This window comes from Pseudomonas sp. MF6767 (assembly GCF_016405475.1).
Taxonomy (GTDB): domain Bacteria; phylum Pseudomonadota; class Gammaproteobacteria; order Pseudomonadales; family Pseudomonadaceae; genus Aquipseudomonas; species Aquipseudomonas paracarnis.
Genome location: NZ_JAEKCY010000033.1, coordinates 1 through 23,040, shown reverse-complemented (window position 1 = coordinate 23,040; position 23,040 = coordinate 1). Strand labels below are relative to the sequence as shown.

The following is a 23,040-nucleotide window of genomic DNA, read 5'->3' as shown; positions in this document are numbered from 1 at the left end:
TATTTGAACCGATGTCACTGACCAAACGCTGTTTACCGCTTCTGGTGTTGGCCTGCGCGGTCTTGCCCGCCACCAGCCACGCACTGGCCTGCCGCGAGGACGGCACCAACTCGATCATCACCCAGGAAGCGCTGGGTACGGCGCTGGCGGTCGCCGCCGACGCACCTAACGGCACTATCATTTGGGAATCAGGCCCGCGCTCGACCAATGTCATCTGCAAGGACGACTACCTCCACGGCCGTGAGGAAGTGTATTTCTACGTCAACCCCGCCAGCGTGAGTATCGGCACCGGGATTCGCGTGGGCATTCGCTACAACAACCAACCGATTACCCAAAGTACCGGCAAGGTCGGTACCGGTTTTTTCTCCGACCGAGGCTGCAATTTGTCCAACTGCGTGGGCTGGGACAAGGCGCGCTTCACCCTCAATTTCAGCGTGTTCATCGAGAAGTACGACCCCACGCCACCGAGCGGCCAGGCCAGCACGCTGACCTCTTACCGCGTGTTCCAACTGGACGGCGTGCGCGGGCTCAACTCACGCCCCAACAGCAACTTCAATTATGTGGTCACTGGCATGAACGATATCCGCTTCGTGCCTTGCACTCCCGAACTGACCATCAGCCCCAGCGTGGTCAACTTCCCCACACCTTCGCGCAAAGCCTCGATCGGTGAAGTCGCCAGCAGCGCAAACTTCAGCCTGAACCTGCGCAAGGGTTGCGACACGCCCTATACCGTCAGCGCACGCTTCGCCACCACGCCGGGCGGCGGCAGTGTGAACAATGGCCTGCTGGTGCCGGACAACAACAGCTCAGTCGGCATCTCGCTATCTCGCGCCGAGAGCCAGCAGCAACTGCCCTTCAATAACTGGTTCACGCTGCAGGAACTGATGGGCCTGGGCCAGAGCCACGATGAATTCCGGGCCGACCTCAAGTGGCGCACCCTACCGATTCCAGGAGCGTTCGATGCTGCCGTGGTGGTGGATATGTACTACAAGTAGGTGATTTTTAAGGATCGTCTTATGCCACCGGCAAAGGCCCAGACGTAAAGTCCGCCGATGCGATTGAAAAGTTATCTGCTCCAGATCAACCCCGTCCTCTCCCGACCCGAAGCAGCCAGAAGGCTGCTTCGTATTTTTGCGAGCGTGCTGCTGGTAGGCATCCTCAGCGGGGTCTATACCTTTTTGCTGTCGACCTTCAACAACGACATCTCCCAGCGCCGCGGCTACATGAGCAGCGCCATTGCCGAAGCCCATACCTTTTTCACCAACCGCCAAGCCCTGCTCGAAAGCCTGAGCCTGTCGGCAGTGCGCAAGCAGTCCAGGGTCTATCCATCCTCAGCCGAAGAACAGCACCTGGAATTGGGCGACACATCGGGCAACCAGTGGAGCATCTGGCTGACCGCACGCATGCGCGACTACCTGAAGGCCAAACAGCTGAACCTACTCTATGTCAACGCCGGCCCCAACCCGCAAGTGATGCGCCTTTACGACGCCACCGCGCAGGTATTGCCGATTTCCAAATGCATGCTCAACCGCCTCAAGGCCCTGCAGCACACCGACCCGGCCACACTTAACGAACTTTGGCTGAGCGACAGGACTGAACAGCACTCGCACCTGTACATCTTCATCCGCCTGGACGAACGCGACCCCGACTCCGGCTGGCTCGGCCTGGAGATGGATAGCCGTGAAGTCTCCTCGACACTCAGCGACCAGAGCGCCGGCGAGTTCATGATGCTCAATTCCCAGGGCATGCTGGTGTTCACCAACAGCACCGATACACAGTTGAGCCAGCAACAGCTGAGGCCCGGCGAAGACAGTTTTTTCGGTTTTGTCGGCAACGGCTGGCTACCCGACCACCTGGTGATTCGCAAACACCTGAAGTCCTCTGAGTGGCAGTTGATGTACTCCATCGACCTGCGTGCAGTGGTCACTGGCCTGTGGAAACAGCTGCTCGGTTCGTTGTTGCTCTGCCTGTTCAGCCTGACGCTGATCGGGCTGGTGATGCGCCGCGTCGACCAGCGTTTTATCATTCCGTCGATCCATCGCATCCAGGCGCTGATCGAAAGCGAAGCCTTCGGCCGCGATGTGATCCAGACCGCTCCTGTGGCCCTCTGCGTGCTGCGCCGCACCGACGGCCAGGTGGTACTGGAAAACGCCCTGGCCCAGCAATGGCTGGGTAACGGGCCGGAGCGCGAGGCGCTGCGCGCCGGCTGGATCGAGCAAGCCTTTGCCAACGGACCTTCCGAGCGCAGTGACTACTTTGAAACCATCGATGGCCGTCACCTGTACCTGAGCAGTGCACCCACCCGCTACAAAGGCGAAGACGTGCTGTTTTGCGCCTTCAGTGACATCAGTGCGCGCAAGCAGGTCGAGGCGGCGCTGGAAGAGGCGCGGCAATCGGCGGACGCAGCCAACGCGGCAAAAACCCTGTTCCTGGCGACCATGAGCCATGAAATCCGTACACCGCTGTATGGCGTGCTCGGCACCCTGGAACTACTGGCTCGCACGCAACTGGATGCACAACAAAAGGACTACTTGCAGGCGATCGAAGGCTCATCGTCGACCTTGCTGCAACTGATCTGCGATGTGCTGGACGTATCGAAGATCGAGGCCGGGCAGTTGGCACTGGAGATGGGCGAGTTCTCTGCGCTGGACCTTGTGCATGAAATCATCCAGGGCTACGCCGCAGCGGCCCACGCCAAGGGCCTGCAGTTGTATGCCTGCTTTGATCCCAAGCTGCCGGAACGTCTGATCGGCGACGTAACGCGCATCCGCCAGATTCTCAATAACCTGCTCAACAACGCGGTGAAATTTACCGACTATGGGCGCGTGGTGCTGCGGGTCAAGGTGCTGGGCCGCGACGGAGAACGCTCCAGTCTGTTGTGGCAAGTCTCGGACACCGGCAAAGGTATCGCCCAGGAAGACCAGGCGATGATCTTCGAGCCGTTTTACCAGAGTGAGGGCAATACCAATGTGGTCGCCGGCACCGGCCTGGGCCTGCCTATCTGCCAGCGTCTGACGGAGTTGATGAACGGCAATATCCGCATGGTCAGCGAACTCGGCCTGGGCAGCAGTTTCAGCCTGATCCTGCCGTTGGAAGAAGCATCTGTTCCACCGATGACACCGTTGCTGGCCGAGACCATTTACGTGGCCTCGCCGATCCCGGAACTGGCAAACGCCGTCGCCGGCTGGTTGCGCCGTTGGGGTGCGAGGGCCCAGGCCGGCTTGCCGACGCTGGCGGACACACATCTGCTGTTGCAAGTGCACCCCGGCAGTGTCGACCCGTTGCTGGTGCCCGAGTGGCCCGGGCCGGTGATTCACGTGAGCAGCAACGCCTGCCCCGGCGTAGAAGCCGACGCCGGCGCCTGGCACGTCAACCTCAACCACCTGGGGGCTATTCATCAGGCCGTGAGCCAGGCGCAAGGGCTATGGGTGGCCCGTGCCGATGAGCAAACGCACCGGCGGGATCTGAACAAACTCAACCTGCACCTGCTGGTGGCCGAGGACAACATCATCAACCAGCTGATTTTGCGTGATCAACTGGAAGAACTCGGCTGCACCGTGGAGCTGGCGGCCGACGGTCAGCAAGCGTTGCAGCTCCACACCGCCGGCAACTTCGACGTGGTGTTGACGGATGTGAACATGCCCCATATCAACGGCTATGAACTGGCGCGTGAACTGCGGCGCCAGGGCTGCACGTTGCCGATTATCGGGGCCACCGCCAACGCCATGCGCGGCGAGGCCGACCTGTGCCTGGCCGCCGGCATGAACCATTGCCTGGTCAAACCCTTTGCGTTGCGGGCTCTATTCAACTCCCTGGCGCCTTATGCACGGATCACCCATGAAGCCCCTTAGTATTCTGATTGTAGAGGACCATCCCCTGCAGCATATCTACCTGCAGAACTTGCTCAGCGAGTTGGGAGACTTCCTGCTCGAAACCGCCGAGGATGGCAAAGAAGCGCTGGAGCGCCTGCGCCAGCGGGACTTCGACCTGGTACTGACCGACCTGCTGATGCCCGGCATGGACGGCGTGCAGTTTATCCAGTGCCTGGCCAGCCTGCGCTGCAAGCCGGCGCTGGCAATCATGAGTGCGGCGTCGAGGCGCATGCTGATGGCGGCCAGCCTGGTGGCGAAAAACCTCGATGTGGAAGTGCTTGGCCTGATTTCCAAGCCCGTGAACGCCGAGGCCTTGCGCACCCTGGTCAACCAACTCAGGAACAGGGTGCGCACGCCTACCCCCGAACTGCCCGAGCACATGGACATCGACCGTCACACGCTGGTGCAGGCCATGAGCAGCGGCCAGTTCCAGGCCTGGTTCCAGCCGAAAAAATCCCTGGCCAACGGCCGTATCGTCGCTGCCGAAGCCCTGGTGCGCTGGATGCACCCCGAACAAGGCGTGATGCTGCCTGCCGCGTTCCTGCCGGCAATCAAGGCGTTCGAACTGGAGGAGCGGCTGTTGTGGCTGGTGCTCAAGCAAGCGATCCACGCCCAGGAACACTGGCGCCAGCGCGGCTATGAAATTCCAGTGTCGATCAACCTGCCGACCCACTTGCTCAACAGCCATGACCTGGCAGACCGTTTGCTGGAGTTCGTGCTGCACCACGATGGTATCCCGGGAATGATCTGCTTCGAGTTGATGGAATGTTCGGTGCCGCAGGACATCAGCAATTTCTACGCCGGCGCCTGCCGATTGCGGATCAAGGGGTTCGGTTTGTCCCAGGATGATTTCGGCAAGGGCTACAGCTCCTACCTCAATCTGGTGTCCACGCCATTTACCGAACTGAAGATCGACCAGGCGCTGGTGCAGGGCAGCCACGACAACGAAGGCATCGCCCAGGCATTGGCGAGCATTATCGCGCTGGGCCGCAAGTTGGGTCTGACGGTGGTTGCCGAGGGCGTGGAGACCCCGCAGCAATTGGCGCTGCTGCGCAAAATCGACTGCAATCAGGTGCAGGGGTTCCTGATCTCTCACGCAGTGTCTTCGGACCAATTTCAGCAGCTACTGAACAATGATGGCCCCGCGACATCTCACTAGCTGGCGGCCACGATCATAAGGAGTAAGCTCCATCCAGTGCCGATTTATCCTGCGCCTGCGGAAACCCCTGATGAAGCACAATAACGCGATTCTCGAAGCCTTTACCCGCAGCTCATTGCGCCTGAACAAAGGCTTGATGGTGTTGATGGGAATCGCGTTGCTGCTGATGCTGACCAATTACTGGTCTCTGCACCGGGGCGTCGAAATTCGCTACAGCGCGATGCGCTTTCACTTTGCGCGGCTGATGGAAAACCTCGCAGAACAGCAAACCTACCTCAAGAGCCTGACACACCCCGGCATCCAGGCCGAACTGCTGCACGCCACCAACGTGCAGGTCAGCCTCAAAAGCCGCATGGTCGACAACCGTCGCACGCTGTACGAGGGCCAGAAGTATTCGTTTTCGGTGCCCTTCAGCGTCAAGTTCGATGAACAGCAGATCAGCACCGCCGCGAGGCCGCCGATTTTTGCCCTGGGTGCGCACTTGACCAGCTACTACAGCGCCTTCTGGTCCTCCTCGCCGTACGAAGCGCCGCAAACCTTCCTGCTCAATCGCCAGGCCGACTACGCCATCACCATTCCGTCCGTGGGCTATCAGCACCGGGAAAGCCCCGAGGATACCGACAACCCGGTGGCCCGGGTCAACGCCGTACAGCAAATCCTTGCACAGGCGCCGCAGCCACTGGAGCAGAATCGGGTGTATTGGCAGGCCGGCCCCGAACCCGAACATTTGCTGGCCTACATCGGCCTGCCACTCGACGCCCAGGGCCAGGCCGTGATCGGCACCCTGCTCGACGTGTCGCAGGTCGACGATGTACAGCGCGCGCTGAATCACTCGGCGTTTGATCGCTTTACCCTGATTGGCCCTGACGGTAACCGGTTGATTGGGCCAGCCAACCAGGCGCAGCTCAGCGATGGTGTGCATTTCACGGCCGACGGCTTTGAATTCAAGGTCACCGAGGCCGGCGACCAGCCCTGGAGCGCGGTCTATGGCCTGAACTACTCGCACTTCTTTCACTCCGCATTGTGGCCGTTGAGCACCATGGCGTTGGTGCTGTTCAGCCTGATTACACTGGGTTGGGCTGGCAGCCGATGGTATCGACGCCAGGTGATCACCCCAGCACAACTGGCCCACGAACGCATCGCCGAAAGCGTGGCGTTCAGCCGCGTGATAATCGACACCGCACCCACTGGGTTATGCGTTGTGCGACGCAGCGATGGCAGGGTATTGATCGAGAACCAGCGCGCCCAGCAATGGCCGGGCACCTCACGCCTGGTGGAGGCAATGGCCGGTAAGCACGATGGCGCCGAGAGCGGTGAGACGCACTTGGAGATCGAAGGCCGGCACCTGCAGATCGGCTTTGTGTCGACCCGCTATCAGGCTCAAGACGTACGCCTGTATGCATTCAACGATATCACCCGGCACATCGAAGACGCCCAGGCCCTGGAAGAGGCACGTCATGCCGCCGATGCGGCCAGCGAGGCCAAGACGCTGTTCCTGGCAACCATGAGCCATGAGATCCGCACGCCGCTTTATGGCGTGCTCGGCACCCTCGAATTGCTCGGCCTGACCGACCTCGACCCGCACCAGAAAACGTACCTGCACACCATCCAGCGTTCGTCCGCCACACTGTTCCAACTGATCAGTGATGTGTTGGATGTCTCGAAGATCGAGTCTGGGCAAATGGCGATAGAAGCCGTGGATTTCTGCCCGCTGGACATGCTCGAAGATACCTTGCACACCTACGCCGCCTTCGCCCGGCGCAAGGGGTTGCAGCTTTACAGTTGCATCGACCCGCAGTTGCCGAACTGCCTGATGGGCGATCCGATGCGCATCCGCCAGGTCCTCAATAACCTGGTGAGCAACGCCATCAAGTTCACCGACTTTGGGTGCGTGGTGATTCGTGCCAGGGTGGTGGGCAGCGACGCCAATAATGTCGACCTGGAATGGCAAGTCACCGATTCCGGCGTTGGCATTGCCGAGGCGCAGCAGGCCAAGCTCTTCGATCTGTTCTACCAGGCACCGGACACCGCCAGCGAAGGCGGCACCGGGCTTGGCCTGCCGATTTGCCGGTGGCTGGCGCAGATGATGGACGGCGAAATCCGCGTGGTCAGCGAGCCCGGGCTGGGCAGCAGCTTTACCCTGAAAATGCGCTTGCCACTGTGTTGTGGTGCACTGACCAACCTGCCGCTGATCGAGCCCAGCTCGACGCCGGTGTATGTGCAGGCACCGGTACGCGAACTGGCGCAGGCAATGAGTGACTGGCTCAACCGCTTGGGAATCACCGCCGCCCTGGCCGCGACCACCCAGGACAAAGACAGTCACCACGCGGTACTGGTAGAACTGTTACCCGGCGATCCCCCTAAGCCATGGCCCGGCCAACGTGTGCTCTGCCTGCCCGGTGCACACAGCCCGCCGCTGCACACAGCCCAAGGCTGGGTGGTGGATATGCACGACATACGCACCATCGCCGCCACCGTATCACTGGCGCAGCACGGCAGGCACGAGCAACCCACAGCGACCCGGCCACAAAGCGCCGGGCGGCTAGAGCTGCGCATCCTGGTGGCCGAGGACAACCCGGTCAACCAGGCGATTATCAAGGAACAGCTGGAGGCGCTCGGTTGCTCGGTGAGCCTGGCCGCCAACGGTGAACAGGCGTTGCAGTTATGGCAACCGAAGGCCTTCGACCTGGTGCTGACCGACGTGAACATGCCGTTGATGAATGGCTATGAACTGGCCAGAACCTTGCGTGAGCATGATCCACACTTGCCGATTATCGGCGTGACCGCCAATGCAATGCGCGAGGAAGGCGTACGTTGCCTGGCAGTGGGCATGAACGCCTGGATCGTCAAGCCCTTGAGCCTGCAAACCCTGCGCGATCAGTTGATCAAACTGTGCAAAGTCCAGTCGCCGGTTGAGCCTGACGCCCAAGTATTCGACGATCGCGTGCAACTGTCGGACAAGATGCGCCCGCTGTTCATCAGCAGCGTGCAGCAGGATATGCAGCGCATCGGCGCGGCCCTGGTCCAGCGTGATGCTCATGGCCTCGGCCAATTGCTGCACTCGATCGCCGGCGCTCTGGGCGCAGTGCAGGCGCTCAGCCTGGCCCAGGCCTGCATCGAACTGGAAAGCGCACTTAACCGCGGCAGCCTCGACACAACGCTTGAGCTCAAGGTGAAGACTGTGATGCAGCGTCTGTCGGCCGTTCTGGAGACTCTCCAGCTCGGGCACTCTTCACTCACTTGAACTGGCACTACGGACGGCCCTTTATGAAAAAATTCAACGTGGTAATCGCGGACGATCACCCGATCGTGTTGCTTGGCGTTCGCGAACTGGTAGAGCGTGACATGCGCTTTCAAGTCGTCGGCGAGGCCGTGTGTTCGGCCGGCCTGATCGAGCTGTTGCAGCATCAAGGCGCTGACATCGTGATTACCGACTACAACATGCCGGGCGACTCGCCTTATGGCGATGGCCTGAAGCTGGTGGAGTACCTCAAACGGCACTTCCCGCAGGTACAGATCCTCATCCTGACCATGATCTCCAATCACCTGATTCTCACCCGCCTGCAAGAGCTGGGCGTGGTCGGCATCATCCAGAAAAGCCAGTTGCATACCGAGATTCAACTGGCACTCAAGGCGATCGCCCAAGACAGCGACTATCGCAGCCTGGAGCCGCCAAAGACCTCGGTGATAGAGACCCTCACGGCAATTGACGAGCGCTTTACAAGTTTGTCACCCAAAGAGTTCGAGATCCTGCGCCTGTTTATTTCCGGCATGAGCGTGAGTGACATTGCGCGCCGCCAGAACCGAAGTTCAAAGACCATCAGCGCACAAAAAGTATCGGCCATGCGCAAACTTGAAGTGAGCAGCGACCAGGACCTTCTTGCTTATTGCCTGGAACGTAACATCTTCAACTAACGCATAACTTGCAAGCCATTTCTGGACAATGGCTTCGCCCTTTGTTTTCTGGCTCTTCACTGCTGCAACCGTGCAAATAACCTGCCCGCCCCAGCGCTTATAAGAATCGTCTTATTCGCTCCTACCGCCTCGTCGCCTACTCTTTGCTCGCAGTTCAACAACAGCACTTTTTTCCAACTAAACCTTACGGACATCATCATGAAGAAGTTTTCCCTGGCTGTTATCGCCTCGGCTATTATCGCGGCCTCCGGCAGTGCATTCGCCGAAGGTGAAGCAGCAGCGCCAACCCTGGGCGGCAGCGGCAAAATCACCTTCACCGGCGTGATCAACAACGACGCGTGCTCGGTGGACGGCGCCAACTCCGACCGCACCATTTCGGTGGACATGGGCAACGTTTCGATCAAGGACATGGGCACCGCGGAAAACCCAACCGCAGGTCGTGTGACCGCCAAAGACTTCAACCTGAACGTCAACTGCAACCAGGGCACCAAGGTCGCCATGATCTTTGACGCCAACAACGGCGGTTCCGGCCTGGTCACCGGCAAAAAAGTACTGGCCCTGAACCCGGGTTCGGCCACTGCACAAAACGTCGGTATTGCCCTGCTGGACAGCAAGGGCAGTCTGATTGACCTCAGCTCGCCAAGCACCGCACGCATTGAAAGCACCATGCACGGTGCCGGTACTGAAGGCGGCGACGCCACCCTGAGCTTCGCGGCCGCCTACGTCACTACCGCAGCGGCGGGTTCGTCGACCGCCGGTCGCGGTGACGCCACCCTGCCGTTCATCCTGCAATACGAATAATTCGGCGCACCGGGCACCGAACGCGCGAGGCCTTGCGGCCTCGCCATTGTCTTCTGATTACACCGGATAACCCTCATGCCGCCTCGTTCTATCGCCGCATGTCTGGGGCTGCTGGGCTTGCTCATGGCTACCCAGGCCGCCGCCAGCATTTCATTGAATGCCACCCGTATCGTGTTTGACGGTGACCACAAGGAAGCCAACATCACCGTGCGTAACGGTAACCAGGATGTATTGATTCAATCCTGGGTCGACATGAACGACGCCAGCGCCAGCCGTGCACCGTTTGCCGTCACCCCGCCACTGGCCCGGGTATTCGCCAAGGAACAACAACTGCTGCGCATTCTGTATGAGGGCACCGGCATGCCCACGGACCGCGAGTCGGTGGTGTGGCTCAATGTGCAGGAAATCCCCCAAGCCAGCGAATCCGAGAACACCTTGCAGTTGGCCATCCGCCAACGCATCAAGATTTTTTACCGCCCTGCCGGTCTTACCGGCAGCGCGCTGCAAGCCCCTGCACAGCTTGAATGGACGCTGGCCAAACACGGCAGCCAAACCCTGTTGCAGGTGAAAAACCCGACACTGTACCACGTGTCCATGGCCGACATCAAAGTGCAGGCGGTAGTGGCCAGCGACTCCACCATGATTGCGCCCGGCGAACAAAAACAGTTTGCGCTCAGTGCTCCAGTTGCCAGCGGGCCGGTGCGGTTGTCGTTTTCCAGCATCAATGATTACGGCGCGCAGAATCACTACAGCGCGCCACTGTCTAGCGGCACTGCGCTACCGGCGTATGCGACTGAATCGCGACTTAACCCCTAAGCACTTTCGCTAACTCACAAGCTCACTTCGCGTGCGTGTTTGCGTGCCCGACTGTCCGTCAATCAGGGATGTCATAGGTCTTCGCATGTCTTTTCTTTCCAGCAACAGGCCCGCACGTGGCGTATTGAAGTTGAAGACGCTGTCGCTGGCGATTGCTGCCAGCTTGCCCAGTCTGACCATGGCCGATGACGCTGCGCAAACCTTCAACACCACCTTCCTGCAAGGCTCGCAGTCGCCGGTGGACTTGCAGCAATTGCTCTCGGCCAACAGCGTGCTGCCGGGCAATTACCGCGTCGACCTGTACAGCAACGAAATGCTGGTGGGCCGACGCGATATCGATTTCAAGCGCAACCCGAAAAACGGTCGTGTAGAAGCCTGCCTGACCCTCGACCTGCTCAAGCAACTGGGTATCGACCTGCACCGTTTGCAGGCCGAGGGCAAACTTGACCCGCAGCAGCCGCAGGACTGCTACGCCCTTGCCGACATGATCGAAGACGCCAGCGTGCGCTACGACAGCAGCCGTCTGCGCCTGCTCGCAAGTATCCCGCAGGTGGCGATGCAGCGTGGCTTGCGCGGGTATGTCGACCCACAGTTGTGGGACGACGGTGTGCCCGCCGCTTTCATCAACTACCAGCTCAACAGCAGCCGCACCGCCGGCGACTATAAAACCCGCATTGCCAATAACCTGGGCCTGCGCAACGGCATCAACCTGGGGGCCTGGCGCCTGCGCAACGAGTCGAACCTGAGCGGCGGCACCGATCGCTCGAACACCTTCACCAGCAACCGCACTTACTTGCAGCATGACGTCACCGCGATCAAGGGCCAGTTCAGCGCCGGTGAGATTTTCTCCGACACTGACCTGTTCGACAGCGTGCGCTATCGCGGGGTCAAGCTCGCCTCTGATGATGGCATGCGCGCCGACAGCGAGCGCGGCTATGCCCCCGTAATCCGTGGGGTGGCGCAGACCAACGCGACGGTGGAAATCCGCCAGAACGACTACATCCTCTACACCGCCAACGTCGCGCCAGGCCCGTTCGAGATCAACGATATCTACCCCAGCGGCTCCAACGGTGACCTGCAAATCACCGTGATTGAAGCCGACGGCACGCGCCGGGTGACGATGCAGGCGTTCTCCAGCCTGCCGATCATGGTGCGCGAAGGCCAGGTGAAATACAGCGTCTCGGCGGGCACGTTCAAAAGCAATGCCGATGGCCTGGCCTCCCCGCGCTTTCTCAGCGGTACGCTGGCCTACGGCTTGACCAGCAACCTCAGTGGGATTGTCGGTGTGCAAGCCAGTGAGGACTACAGCGCGCTGTCGATCGGTGCCGGGCGGAACACCTCGTTCGGTGCGTTCTCCCTGGATACCACCCATTCGTCCAGCAAGGCCCAGGGGCGAACCTCCCAGGGCAGCAGCGTACGCGCCTTGTACGCCAAGACCTTTGCCGGCACCGATACCAACTTCACCCTGGCCGCCTATCGCTACTCCACCGAGGGCTATCGCACCCTCACCGACCATGTGGAAGACAGCAGCGAAGACCTGCGCGTACGCACCGGCCACTCGAAAACCCGCACCGACCTGACCATCAACCAGAGCATCGGACGCAACAGCGAATTCGGCAGCCTGTATGTGAACGCCAGCGACCAACGCTACTGGAATCGGGGCGGCTCCCAGAGCTTTTCCGCGGGCTACACCGGCAACTGGGGCGACCTGAGCTACAACCTTGGCGTGACGCGCACCAAGCAGATCGTCACCTGGGGCGAGCCGAGCAGCGACACGCAGGTGAACCTGTCGGTGTCTTTCCCGCTGGGCAGCCAGGCCCGCGCGCCACGGGCGTTTGTCACCACCAGCCACCAACGTGGCGATACCACCACCCAAGCGGGCATCAATGGCTACGTGGCCGATACCAGCGACACTTTCTATTCGGTGCAGGCCGGCCACAGTGACACCAGCGGCGACTCAGGCTCGGTGAACGTCAACAGTCGCACCGCCGTGGCAGATGTCAGCCTCGGTTACAGCCAGGGCCAGGGCTACAACTCACAGAACTTCAACCTCGCAGGCTCGGTGGTGGCTCATGCGGGTGGCGTCAACCTGGGGCAGACGGTCAGCGAGACCTTCGCCCTGGCCGAAGTACCAGGCGTCTCTGGTGCCAAGATCAGCAGCTACAGCGGGGTGGAGACCGGGTACAACGGCTATGCCGTGGTGCCCACTGCGCAACCCTACCGGGTCAACTGGATCAGCCTGGACACCCGCGATCTGGGAGGCGACGTGGAAATCACCAACGCCACCCAGCAACTGGTGCCGCGCCGTGGCGCCATCGTGGTGGCGCATTACAGTGGCACTAGCGGGCGTCGCGTATTGTTTGAGTTGTTTGATGCCCAGCATCAACCGCTGTCGTTTGGTGCCTCACTGGAAGACGCCAATGGCAAGCAGTTGGCGATTGCCGATCCGAATGGCAATGCCTTGGCACTGGTGGAAGAGGATCAGGGCACGCTGATCATCAAGTGGGGTGAGCAGCATTGTCGTGCCACCTATGCGTTACCACCGCAGAACAAGGCGCTGAACTATGAGCGCCAGTCACTGGTGTGCACGCCTTGATTGTGCGGGTAATTGCGCTACTGTGCTGACCACGCGCCTACCCTCTGCGAGACTTGCTCATGCGTAACTTGTTATTCGCCAGTGTCTGCCTGTTGACCACCGCTCTGGCAGGCTGCCAGCAAACACCCCCGGCCAACGACCAACTCGATGCAGTGCTCTGGACCCAGACGTCCATCGAACACGAGCTGATCTACCGCCAGCTCTTCGCCAATGCCACCCGCCAACTGGATGTCGCCCTGGCCGACCCGAGCTGGGACGCCCTGCCCTTTGCCCCACGCAACATGGCCGGCTTGCCCCCGGCCGTGGTGGTGGACATCGACGAAACGCTGTTGGACAACGTGCCCCTCAACGCCCGCGATATCATCAATAATCAGGTCTATTCCTATGACCGCTGGAACACCTGGGTCAACCAGGCCAAGGCCCAGGCACTGCCAGGCTCGGTAGCGTTCCTGCAGGCGGCCCGGCAAAAAGGCATCCAGGTTTACTACCTCACCAACCGCGAGCACAGCCAGGTCGCGGCCACCGCCAAAAACCTGCGTTTGCGCGGCTTTCCGATTGAGAGCGACGCACAGATCCTGGCGGCCAGCACCCCCACCGGCCACTGCGAAAGCGCGGGTTATGGCAAGAACTGTCGTCGCCAGTGGGTCGCCAACCATGCCCGCGTGCTGTTGATGGCAGGTGACTCGCTGGGAGACTTTGTGCAAGCCGAACACAACACCCTGAATGCACAACGCAAGGCCGTCGAACCCTATGTGAATTGGCTAGGCCAGCGTTGGTTCCTGCTGCCCAACCCGAGCTACGGCAACTGGTATAGCGCGCCGTATGGGGATGATGAGAGCTTGCCGTTTGCGCAAAAACGCAGGCTCAAGCAGCAGGCATTGCTGTTGCAGGAGTAGGTGGAACCTCTGCCATGATGATCGTTCCCACGATCTGCATGGGAATACATTCTGTGACGCTCCGCGTCACCTTGTGCAGTGCGTGGCGCTTGCGAGGCGATGGGACGCGGAGCGTCCGGGGCGGCATTCCCACGCAGAGCGTGGGAACGATCCGCAGAGTGACGGGTGTGATCACACCGCCCTGGCCGCAATCGCCTCCACCTCCACCAACGCCCCCGGCAACGGCAACGCCACTACTTGCAACGCGGTGCGCGCCGGTTTGTTTGGCTGTTCGGGCGTGCCAAAGAACTGGGTATAGCCGCGCTGCAACCCGGCAAAATCCAGCTTGCCATCGGTCTCTTCGGCGCCGACCAGAAACACCCGTAACTGCACGATGTCGCCCAGGTCCAGGTCGTGTTGGCGCAGGATCTGGCGCAGTTTGTTGAACACTGAAACGCTCTGCACTTCGGTGTCGCCATATACCCCAGGCACCTTCGGGTCGGCGGGGTCCGGCAGCGTGCCGCTGACAAACACCAGGCTGGCCGAGGCCGGCACGGTGACGGTTTGCGAGATGGGGAATTCGCCGACGCTGGTGCGTTGGATGCTGTCGCTCATGGTGAGGCTCCTCAGGATGCGGCCAACGCCGCGAGTTGGTGTTGTTGGGTGATGCGCTCGGCCAGTTGCGCGACCACATGGCGCGCCGAGTTGGCTGCCGATTCCTGCCAGATACCCACGCCGCTCTGCACCAGGCCGTCGCCGGCGAAGTACACCCGGCCATGGGGCTGTTCAAGCAGGGCGTGGGCCTCGGCGGGGAAGTGTTCGCGTTGCAACCACGGGCCTTCGCTGTAGGGGATCTGCTCCCAGGACACCGCCAGAGGATTGCGCAAGTGCCTGGAATAACCTGGATGCAACAGCTCCACGGCTTGCCGGGAAGCGGCGTACTGCTGATCGAGGGGCTGGCCGCCAAACACGTCAGCGCCCTCGCCGGTCACGTAACCGGCCACCAGCACGCCTTCGCGGGTGTTGAGGTCGTTGCTGGGGTACCACAGCAGGCGCGCCGGGTGCTCGATCCACGACAAGCCGCCGTAGGTACGGTAGTCGGTCTCCCAAAAGCGCGGGGATTGCCAGGCCACCTTGGTCGCCTGGTCGCTGCGGGTGCTGAGCAGGGCCGCCTTGACCGGCGCGCTGAAGTCCGTATCGAGCTTGGCCAGCAGGGGCAGCGGCAAGGTGGAGACCAGAAAGTCGGCACGCACCACCTGTTCACGGCCACTGTGCTGGTCGTGGTAGGTCACCGCCACGCCGTCCTCCAGCTGGCGGATCTGCCGCACCTGGGCGCCCAGTTGCACCTGCTCCTGCACGCGTCGGTAGAAGGCCTCGGTGATGCGGTCCATGCCGCCCACTGGCTGGAACATGGTGGCCGAAAACTCCGGAAATTCGGTGTGTAACAGAGCGCCCCAGAGTTCCGGGTGCAGCAAGCGGTCCAACCCCAACGGTTTATGGCGGGCGGGCAAGGCGCCAGGGTGGGCGGCAGATTCAAGGTGCCCGGAGCGAAGGGTGCCTTCAAAAGCCAACTCTTGGGACAGGTCACCGTACACCTGCAAAAAACCGAGCAGGCGTGTGCGCTCTTCGCCACTTAATACATCATCGAGAGCGTCGCGTTGCACCGCTTTGGCCAGCAACCCCGACAGATGCCCGCGGGTATCGTTGAGCGCCTGGCCGACACTGAACGCCGCTTGGCTGAGGTCCGGCCGCACCTGGGCGCCATGGCTGCTGTTGACCAGCACTTCCAACGGCACGCCAAGCTCACTGCAATAGTCGAGGATCGTGCGGTGCTGGCTGGGGATGCGCGCCGGCCCGGCGTTGAAATACTGGCCTGGGTCAAACCCCACCGTCTGCGAGCGACCGTCCTTATAGTCCACGCGGTCGCCGTTACGCAGGGTCCAGGTGCGGCCACCCACGCGCTCGCGGGCCTCCAGCACCTGCACACTGAAGCCGGCGCGTGTCAACTCCAGCGCAGTGACCAGCCCGGCAATTCCGGCGCCCAGCACCAGAACCCGAGTGCCCTGCCCCAGGTCGTCCTTGAGTTTCAGCGGTTGCGGTCGGCGGTGTGACGATGGGCCCAGACCCAACACCGCCAATGCGTCCTTGACCGCCTTCTCACCGCCGACTGCGGCAATACTCGATAGCGCTTCACGTCGTGTCAGTCCCATGTCGATGCTCCTAGTCCGGCAGGCCCGGTGGGTTGATCAGCGACTTGTCGACGCGCTCGACATCCAGGCCCCAACGTTGCAGCACCTGCTCGTATTGGCCGCCGACAATCGCGCCCTGCAGTGCCGTGTGGATCGGCTGCACCAGGCCGTTGTCCTTGCGCGTGGTCACCGCGATATCCGCCTGCAACGGCCAGCCACCATTGACGGTGCCGACACGCTTGATGCCGCCGGTGATCGCTGCCGAATAGGCATACACCGAGTTCGGCCCGAACAGTGCGTCGCTGCGCCCAGACTGCACCGCCAGTTGTGCGGCGGCCTGGTCGTCGAAGTACTGCAACAACGCAGGTTTGAGGCCGGCTTTCTCATTGGCCTCGTTCCACGCCAGCAGGACTTTTTCCTGGTTGGTGCCGGAGCCGACGATGATCTTCAGCCCGGCAATATCCGCCGCCTGCTTGATCTCACTGATCTTGCTGGTGCTCTTGACGTAAAACCCGAGCACATCCTGGCGGTAGGTGGCGAAGTCGAAACGCTTTTTGCGCGCCTCGGTCACGGTGACGTTGCTGATCACCGCGTCGTATTTGCCCGAGCTGACGCCCAGGGGCCAGTCTTCCCAACTGGTCTGCACGACGTTGAGTTGCAGGCCAAGGCTGTCGGCTACCAATTGGGCGGTGTCCGCCTCGCTGCCGATGGTGGTCTTGTCGTCACTGGCCAGCAGCGCCAGCGGTGGCCCGGCTACACCTGACACGGCCACGGTGAACTTGCCCGGCTGGGCGAACTTGAAGCCCGGCGGGATCTGCGCGATGGCCGCTTCATTGCGTGGCGCATGGATGCGCGGGCGATCGGGGCTGAGGTCGACCTGTTGCACGGCAAATGCGCTGTGGGCAGCGGCCCCGGCAATTGCCAACAGGACGACACGGGCAGTGGTGATAAACATGGGCAGTCACTCCTTGAACTAAAGCACTTTGCCGAGAAAGGCCTGGGTGCGGGGATGTCGGGGTTGGCGCAGGATCTGTTCGGGCGGGCCTTCTTCGATCAGTTGGCCGTCGCAGAGGAACACCACGTGGTCGGCCACTTCGCGGGCAAAGCCGATCTCATGGGTGACGATCACCAGGGTCACGCCCAGTTGGGTCAGGCCCTTGATCACGTCCAGCACTTCACCCACCAGTTCCGGGTCGAGGGCCGAGGTGGGCTCGTCGAACAGCAGCACTTTGGGGTCGAGCGCCAAGGCCCGGGCGATGGCGACGCGTTGCTGTTGGCCGCCGGAGAGCTGGCGCGGGTAGGCGTCGGCCTTGTCCGCCAGGCCGACCTTGGCGAGTAATTCATCGGCCTTGTCACGGGCCTGCAGCCGGCTCCAGCGCTTGTGCGCCAGGGGCGCTTCGGCGATGTTTTCCCAGGCGGTGAGGTGGGGAAACAGGTTGAAGTTCTGGAACACGAAGCCCACGTCGATACGGCGCTTGAGAATCTCGCGTTCGGTGAGTTCAAAAAGCAGCTCGCCTTTGCGCCGATATCCGACGTACTCACCGTCGATGGTGATATGCCCGCTGTCGATCTTCTCCAAATGGTTGATGGTGCGCAGCAAGGTGGACTTGCCCGAGCCGGACGGCCCGAGAATCACCGTGACCTTGCCAGGGTCAATGCTCAGGTCGATATGATCGAGTACCTGCTGGTTGCCAAAGCGCTTGCCCACGCCCTGGATCTGAATGCGCCCGGCACGTGCTTCAGGCATGGGCCTTCTCCTTGAACCAGCGGCGCACGCGCTGCAACGGCGTGGGTGGCAGCACCCGCGCGGTGCCCCGGGCGAAGTGGCGCTCGACGTAGTACTGGGCGCTGGTGAGCACGGTGGTGATGATCAGGTACCAGACCGTGGCGACGATCAGCAACGGGATCACCGCCTGGGTGCGGTTGTAGATGACCTGCACGGTATAGAACAGCTCGGGCAAGGCCAGCACGTAGACAATCGAGGTGCCCTTGACCAGGCCGATGATTTCGTTGAACCCCGACGGCAAGATCGAGCGCAGTGCCTGGGGCAGGATGATCCGGAAGATGCGTCGAGAGGCCGGCAGCCCCAAGGCCGCCGCCGCCTCATGCTGGCCGGCATCCACGCCAATCAGCCCACCGCGAATGATCTCCGCCGCGTAGGCCGCCTGCATCAGGCTCAAGCCCAGGACGGCCACGGTAAATTGGCTGAGCACATCCACCGTCGACCACTCGGCGAACACCAGATCGGTGAACGGCACGCCTAGCACGATGTGGTCGTACAGGTAGGCAAAGTTGTAGAGGATGATCAGCACCAGCAGCGCCGGCATCGACCGGAAAAACCAGATATAGCCCCAGGCCAATGCCGCCAGCAACGGCGAACCCGACAGCCGCGCCAGGGCCAGCGCGGTACCCAGCAGGATGCTGAAGACTGTGCTCAACAGCGTCAGCAGCAACGTCTGGCCCAACCCGCGCAGCACCGAGGGCGAAAAGAACCACTGGCCGAACACCCCCCATTCCCAGCGCGGGTTGGTGGCCAGGGAGTGCACGATGGCGAGTAATACCAGCGCGGCGAAAATCGACCCGGCCCAGCGCCAGGGGTGCCGGGCCGGCACCACGCGCAACGCCTTGATCGGCGTGGCGGCACGGCGCTGGCGCAGCGGTTGGGCGCTGACTTCATCCAGCAGGTCATAGGGTTTGGCGACAATGGGCATGTTCTTTTCCTCGCAGGCCTCAGAAGGCGTAAGTCAGCCGGGTGTAGTAATACCCACCGGTAAAACCGTAGGGCGAATAGGTGCCGTAGCTGGCAACCATGGTGCTGCTCGGCACCCCTTGTTTCTTGGGATAGAGGTCGAACAGGTTCTTGGCGCCGATGGCAATGTTCAGGTCTTTGGTGAGGCTGTAGCCCAGGTCGAGGTCGGTGATCCAGCGGGCGTTGTAGACCCGGTCCAGGTCACGATTGGCCGATGAGTTCACTTCCTTGTACGAGCCGTAGCGGGTCAGGGCCAGGTTGAGGTTGAAGCGTTCGATACTCCAGTCACCGCCCAGGATCAGCTTGGTGTTGGGTTGCACGCCGGTGATCAGGTTGCGCGCCTGGCGGTCCATCAGGTCGTAGGAGGTACCAAGAATGTGGGTGGATTCCTTGTAGTTGAGGATTTGGGTCTGGTTCCAGTTGAACGCGGCGGTCCACTTCAGCGCGCCGAACGCGCCCAGGTCCTGGTTGTAGCTGCTGACCAGGTCCAGACCTTTGGTGCGGGTGTCGGCGCCGTTGATAAAGTACTGGCCGCCGGAGGTGGAGTTGATGCCGTTGTTCTGCAACACCTGGGTGACTTCCGGGCCCAGCAAGGTGCCGGTAAGGGTGATGCGGTCACGCAGGTTGATCACGTAGGCATCGGCGGTGAAGCTCAGGCGGTCGGTGGGCGTGAGCGTGAAACCAAGGCTGAAGTTGGTGGAGCGCTCGGGCTTCAACGCCTGCGCGCCTAGCGCCTGGGCCGCCGCCGAGCCCACGGGGAGCACGCCATAGTTGATCGACTGATACACCCCATCGACGACGCCATAGGTGGTGGAGCGCGCACTGAACAGACTGTTGGCCAGGGACGGCGCACGAAAGCCATTGCTCACGGTGGCACGCACCGCGAACTGCGGGGTGAAGTCGTAGCGGGTGGTCAGCTTGCCGCTGCGGGTGGCGCCCACGCCCTCGTTGTAATGCTCATAACGCACCGCCGTGCCAACGTACCAGTCCGGCAAGGGGTTGAAACCCACATCCACGTAACCGGCCAGGCTGTTGCGTGACGCGCTGCTTTCTTCGTCCGGTGAAATGCCGTTGGTGACCTGTGCCCCGGACGACGCACAGTTACCCGGCGCCACGCAGTAACCGCCATTGGCATAAGACGCGTAATCGCCGGCTTGCACCTCGTAAGTGTCGCGCCGATGCTCGAAGCCATAGGACAGGTCCAAGGGCTTTTGCAGTCCGATGTCGAAGCCACGCTTGAAGTCCAGGTTGGTGGTCAGCTCGGTGGAAATCCAGGTACCGGAGGTGAAGCTGTTCGGCGTGGCTTCGCCCAGGGAAGGGTTCTGGTTGTGGGTGGTGCCCTGCTCCGCTTCGTTGCGCCCATAGGTGGTAGACAAGTCCCAGTCCCACTCGCCCACAGTACCCTTGCCACCAAACGCCGCCTGGAAGTCGTCCTCGTCGATGTACCAGGTCGGGGTGTACCCGGCCGGGTAACCGTTAGGCCCGGTGGTGATGGTGTTGGTGATGGTCGGCAGACGGAAGTTCTGCCCCTGCTCGGCCTTGCGTCGCGAGTAGGTGGTAAAGGAGTAGAGGCTGAGGCTGTCGTCGATCGGCAACTCGGCGTTGTAGCCCAGGGTCAGCAGGTTGGTCTTGGGCGTACCGTAGCCGCCATAGGTGGACTTGCCCGCCAGGCCATAGGCTTGCTCATAGGTGTAGCCGTTGGCGCTGGCCTTGTTGTCATCGTTCTGGCTGCGTGCATCCAGGGCCAGTTGCACGATGCCGCCGTTGCCGATTTCGAAGCCCTTGTTGAGGCTTTGCTGCACGGTCTGTTTCTTGCCGTCGTAGCCAAGGCCCGCGTGGGTCACCGAGGTACCGCGGGTGTCGGCCTTGAGGATCACGTTGATCACCCCGGCAATGGCGTCAGACCCGTATTGGGCAGCCGCACCATCGCGCAGCACTTCGACATGGTCGATGGCGCTGATGGGGATCAGGTCCAGGTCAGCCGGCGCCGCGCCGGTGTTGATGCCGTTGATATTCAAGGTGGCACTGGTGTGGCGGCGCTTGCCGTTGACCAGCACCAACACTTCGGCGGCGCTCAAACCCCGCAGGTTCGGTGCCCGGGCAATGCCGCTGGCGTCCCAACCGGTTTTTTCCGGCAGGGTCAGCGAAGGGATCACCGCGCTCAACGCCTCCATCAACCCGGGCTTGCCGGTGTTTTGCAATTGCCGGGCGCTGACCACGTCAATCGGCACCGGGCTGCTGGTGACCGTGCGCTGCTCGGCGCCACGGTTGCCGGTCACGACGACCGTCGACAAGGTGCTGTCATCCTGGGCCTGGGCTGCTGCGGCGAACAGCGACAGGGTCAGGGCAGCAGTAGGTTGCAGAATTTGCTTCATATCCATTCCCAGCTTTTTCCAAATCGCAAAGTCGGGCAGGCACGCGCCTGGCGCGACGTGGCCGGTAGTCAAAGGGGCGATGCGGCTTGGGCTAGGTGTGGGGCAAGCGAGGGGTTTGAAGTGGCAACATACGTTGAGCTCCCGTCCAACGACTCTGCTGCGGCGGGATGATTACCCGGTCAGGCGCGCAGAATCTGAATCACGCTGGGTACCATCCGAGGTCAGGGGTAGGCTGTTGGGATCAAACATAACGGAATGGATTTTAAAAATATAATGCTATTTGGGCATAAGCTAATATTCTGTACTTTCATTATTTATAAAAATAATTATTCATAAAAATGATTTTTAATCTGGGCGCGCAGAACGCTCAAAGTGTGGGAGGGGGCGTGCTCCTGATGACTGTGGGCCAGTCAAAATGCATTTACTGACACGCCCCCCCATCGCAACGGTAACTACCGACGGTAACCACGATGCGAAGCGAGCCGCTCTTGATCTGCTTTTGATCTCAGGCGCCCCGTTAAACCACGCTGGCCGGAATTCGACAGGGATTTGGGGGGTAAACCGGCAGGGATGCCGGTTTAGCCGCCCCGCACCATGGATGGCGCGTGGCGGCGGCCCCCCAAATCACTGGCGAATTACGGGCACACCGAGCCAAAGCGAGGTGCCGAGTGGTGGGGCAAGAGCGTTTTGCTTACTTTGCCGCTTTTGCAAAGTGAGCCGCCGTCAGGGCGGAACCCTAAGTGGCCGTTACCGCAGGAATGGATATGTACCCGGTATAACTGCGTCGCCTGTTAGGCCGCCTTCGCGAGCAAGCCCGCCCCCACAGTTTGATTGCGGAGTGTCAGGTAGATAGGTGTCGGCTGGTAGGCCGTTATCGCAGGCAAGCCAGCTCCCACATTTTTGATCGCGGGGTGTCAGGTTGATAGGTGTCGGCTGGCAGGCCATCATCGCAGGCAAGCCAGCTCCCACATTTTTGATCGCAAGGTGCCAGGCCACCATCGGGAGCGAGCCCCCTCCCACATGGGTACTCGGTACAGCCAGGATCATTGAGCCGGTCGCAACAGCTGCATCTGCTGACGATAATCATCCGTCACCTGCCGCGCCTGGCTGCTGCTGGTGATGACTCTTGGCGTGATCAACACAATCAGCTCCGTGCGGTCCTTGGACTTGCCGGTGTTGCCAAACAACCAGCGCAACCCCGGAATCTTCCCCAGGTAAGGCACGGCACTGACGCTCTCAGCATTGTCTTGCTTGATCAACCCGCCGAGCAGCACCGTCTGGCCACTCTGCACCGCCACCTGGGTGGACACCGAGCGCGTGGAGATACGCGGGTTCACCGGCGTCTCACTGTTTCCCGTCGAGTTCTGGGCATCACTGACCTGTTGTTGGATATCCATGTACACCAGCCCACCCGGATTGATGCGCGGCACCACATCCAGAATCACCCCCGTCTGCACATATTCCACACTGCTCAAGGTGGTGTCGGCGTCCCCGGTATTGACGGTGGTCTGACTGATGGGAATGTTGTCCCCCACCTGGATCTGCGCCGGCTGGTTGTTCATCACCACCAGGGATGGCGCCGACAGCACCTGGGTGCGGCCGTTGGTTTCCAGGGCGTGCAGGGCCACTTGCAGGTTGGAGCTGACGAAGGAGTAGAACAACGAGGTCTCTGATACACATCTGACGCTGCCGA

General features: G+C 61.3%; 15 protein-coding genes and 1 pseudogene. 9 read left to right on the top strand and 7 right to left on the bottom strand.

The features are described from left to right. Nucleotides 1-11 precede the first annotated feature (11 nt). From JFT58_RS29020 to JFT58_RS28980, 9 genes are all read left to right on the top strand, one after another. Nucleotides 12-995, top strand: coding sequence for a fimbrial protein (locus JFT58_RS29020; protein WP_054898363.1), 984 nt, complete (start codon nucleotides 12-14; stop codon nucleotides 993-995). Nucleotides 996-1,052: 57 nt separating this feature from the next. Continuing rightward, complete coding sequence (locus JFT58_RS29015; RefSeq protein WP_054898362.1) at nucleotides 1,053-3,851, top strand: ATP-binding protein; 2,799 nt, start codon at nucleotides 1,053-1,055, stop codon at nucleotides 3,849-3,851. Next, on the top strand, nucleotides 3,838-5,031 hold the full coding sequence (locus JFT58_RS29010; RefSeq protein WP_003192443.1) for an EAL domain-containing response regulator: 1,194 nt from the start codon (nucleotides 3,838-3,840) through the stop codon (nucleotides 5,029-5,031). Before JFT58_RS29015 ends, JFT58_RS29010 begins: the two co-directional genes overlap by 14 nt. Nucleotides 5,032-5,101: 70 nt before the next feature. Continuing rightward, complete coding sequence (locus tag JFT58_RS29005; protein WP_054898361.1) at nucleotides 5,102-8,275, top strand: hybrid sensor histidine kinase/response regulator; 3,174 nt, start codon at nucleotides 5,102-5,104, stop codon at nucleotides 8,273-8,275. 23 nt (nucleotides 8,276-8,298) lie between these two features. Further along, complete coding sequence (locus JFT58_RS29000) at nucleotides 8,299-8,946, top strand: response regulator (protein ID WP_054898360.1); 648 nt, start codon at nucleotides 8,299-8,301, stop codon at nucleotides 8,944-8,946. A gap of 198 nt (nucleotides 8,947-9,144) precedes the next feature. Continuing rightward, nucleotides 9,145-9,747, top strand: a complete 603-nt coding sequence (locus tag JFT58_RS28995) for a fimbrial protein (protein WP_014719104.1) — start codon at nucleotides 9,145-9,147, stop codon at nucleotides 9,745-9,747. A 75-nt stretch (nucleotides 9,748-9,822) separates the two neighbouring features. Then, entirely contained in the window at nucleotides 9,823-10,563 is a 741-nt protein-coding gene (locus tag JFT58_RS28990) for a fimbrial biogenesis chaperone (protein WP_014719105.1), read from the top strand. Between the two features lie 85 nt (nucleotides 10,564-10,648). Then, a complete protein-coding gene (locus tag JFT58_RS28985; RefSeq protein ID WP_054898359.1) occupies nucleotides 10,649-13,159 on the top strand; it encodes a fimbria/pilus outer membrane usher protein in 2,511 nt (836 codons plus the stop codon). Nucleotides 13,160-13,218: 59 nt separating this feature from the next. After that, nucleotides 13,219-14,055 (top strand): 5'-nucleotidase, lipoprotein e(P4) family, encoded by an 837-nt coding sequence (locus JFT58_RS28980; protein ID WP_054898358.1) that lies wholly within the window; start codon nucleotides 13,219-13,221, stop codon nucleotides 14,053-14,055. A gap of 171 nt (nucleotides 14,056-14,226) precedes the next feature. Here JFT58_RS28980 and JFT58_RS28975 read toward each other — a convergent pair whose 3' ends face one another. The 7 genes and pseudogenes from JFT58_RS28975 to JFT58_RS28945 form a co-directional block, all read right to left on the bottom strand. Beyond that, complete coding sequence (locus JFT58_RS28975) at nucleotides 14,227-14,649, bottom strand: RidA family protein (protein WP_032896335.1); 423 nt, start codon at nucleotides 14,647-14,649, stop codon at nucleotides 14,227-14,229. Between the two features lie 11 nt (nucleotides 14,650-14,660). Then, nucleotides 14,661-16,244, bottom strand: coding sequence for a flavin monoamine oxidase family protein (locus tag JFT58_RS28970; protein WP_054898357.1), 1,584 nt, complete (start codon nucleotides 16,242-16,244; stop codon nucleotides 14,661-14,663). A 10-nt stretch (nucleotides 16,245-16,254) separates the two neighbouring features. Beyond that, nucleotides 16,255-17,178 (bottom strand): ABC transporter substrate-binding protein, encoded by a 924-nt coding sequence (locus tag JFT58_RS28965; protein WP_054898356.1) that lies wholly within the window; start codon nucleotides 17,176-17,178, stop codon nucleotides 16,255-16,257. An 18-nt stretch (nucleotides 17,179-17,196) separates the two neighbouring features. Then, complete coding sequence (locus JFT58_RS28960) at nucleotides 17,197-17,970, bottom strand: amino acid ABC transporter ATP-binding protein (RefSeq protein WP_034128215.1); 774 nt, start codon at nucleotides 17,968-17,970, stop codon at nucleotides 17,197-17,199. Continuing rightward, nucleotides 17,963-18,934: an amino acid ABC transporter permease gene (locus JFT58_RS28955; RefSeq protein ID WP_054898355.1), complete on the bottom strand. Its 972-nt coding sequence runs from the start codon at nucleotides 18,932-18,934 to the stop codon at nucleotides 17,963-17,965. The genes JFT58_RS28960 and JFT58_RS28955 overlap by 8 nt, the downstream gene beginning before the upstream one ends. Nucleotides 18,935-18,953: 19 nt before the next feature. Then, the gene (locus JFT58_RS28950) at nucleotides 18,954-21,347 is read right to left on the bottom strand and encodes a TonB-dependent receptor plug domain-containing protein (protein ID WP_034128278.1); all 2,394 of its coding nucleotides are present in this window, start codon (nucleotides 21,345-21,347) and stop codon (nucleotides 18,954-18,956) included. A gap of 1,043 nt (nucleotides 21,348-22,390) precedes the next feature. Further along, nucleotides 22,391-23,040, bottom strand: a pseudogene (locus JFT58_RS28945) (type II secretion system protein GspD); the annotation flags it as partial.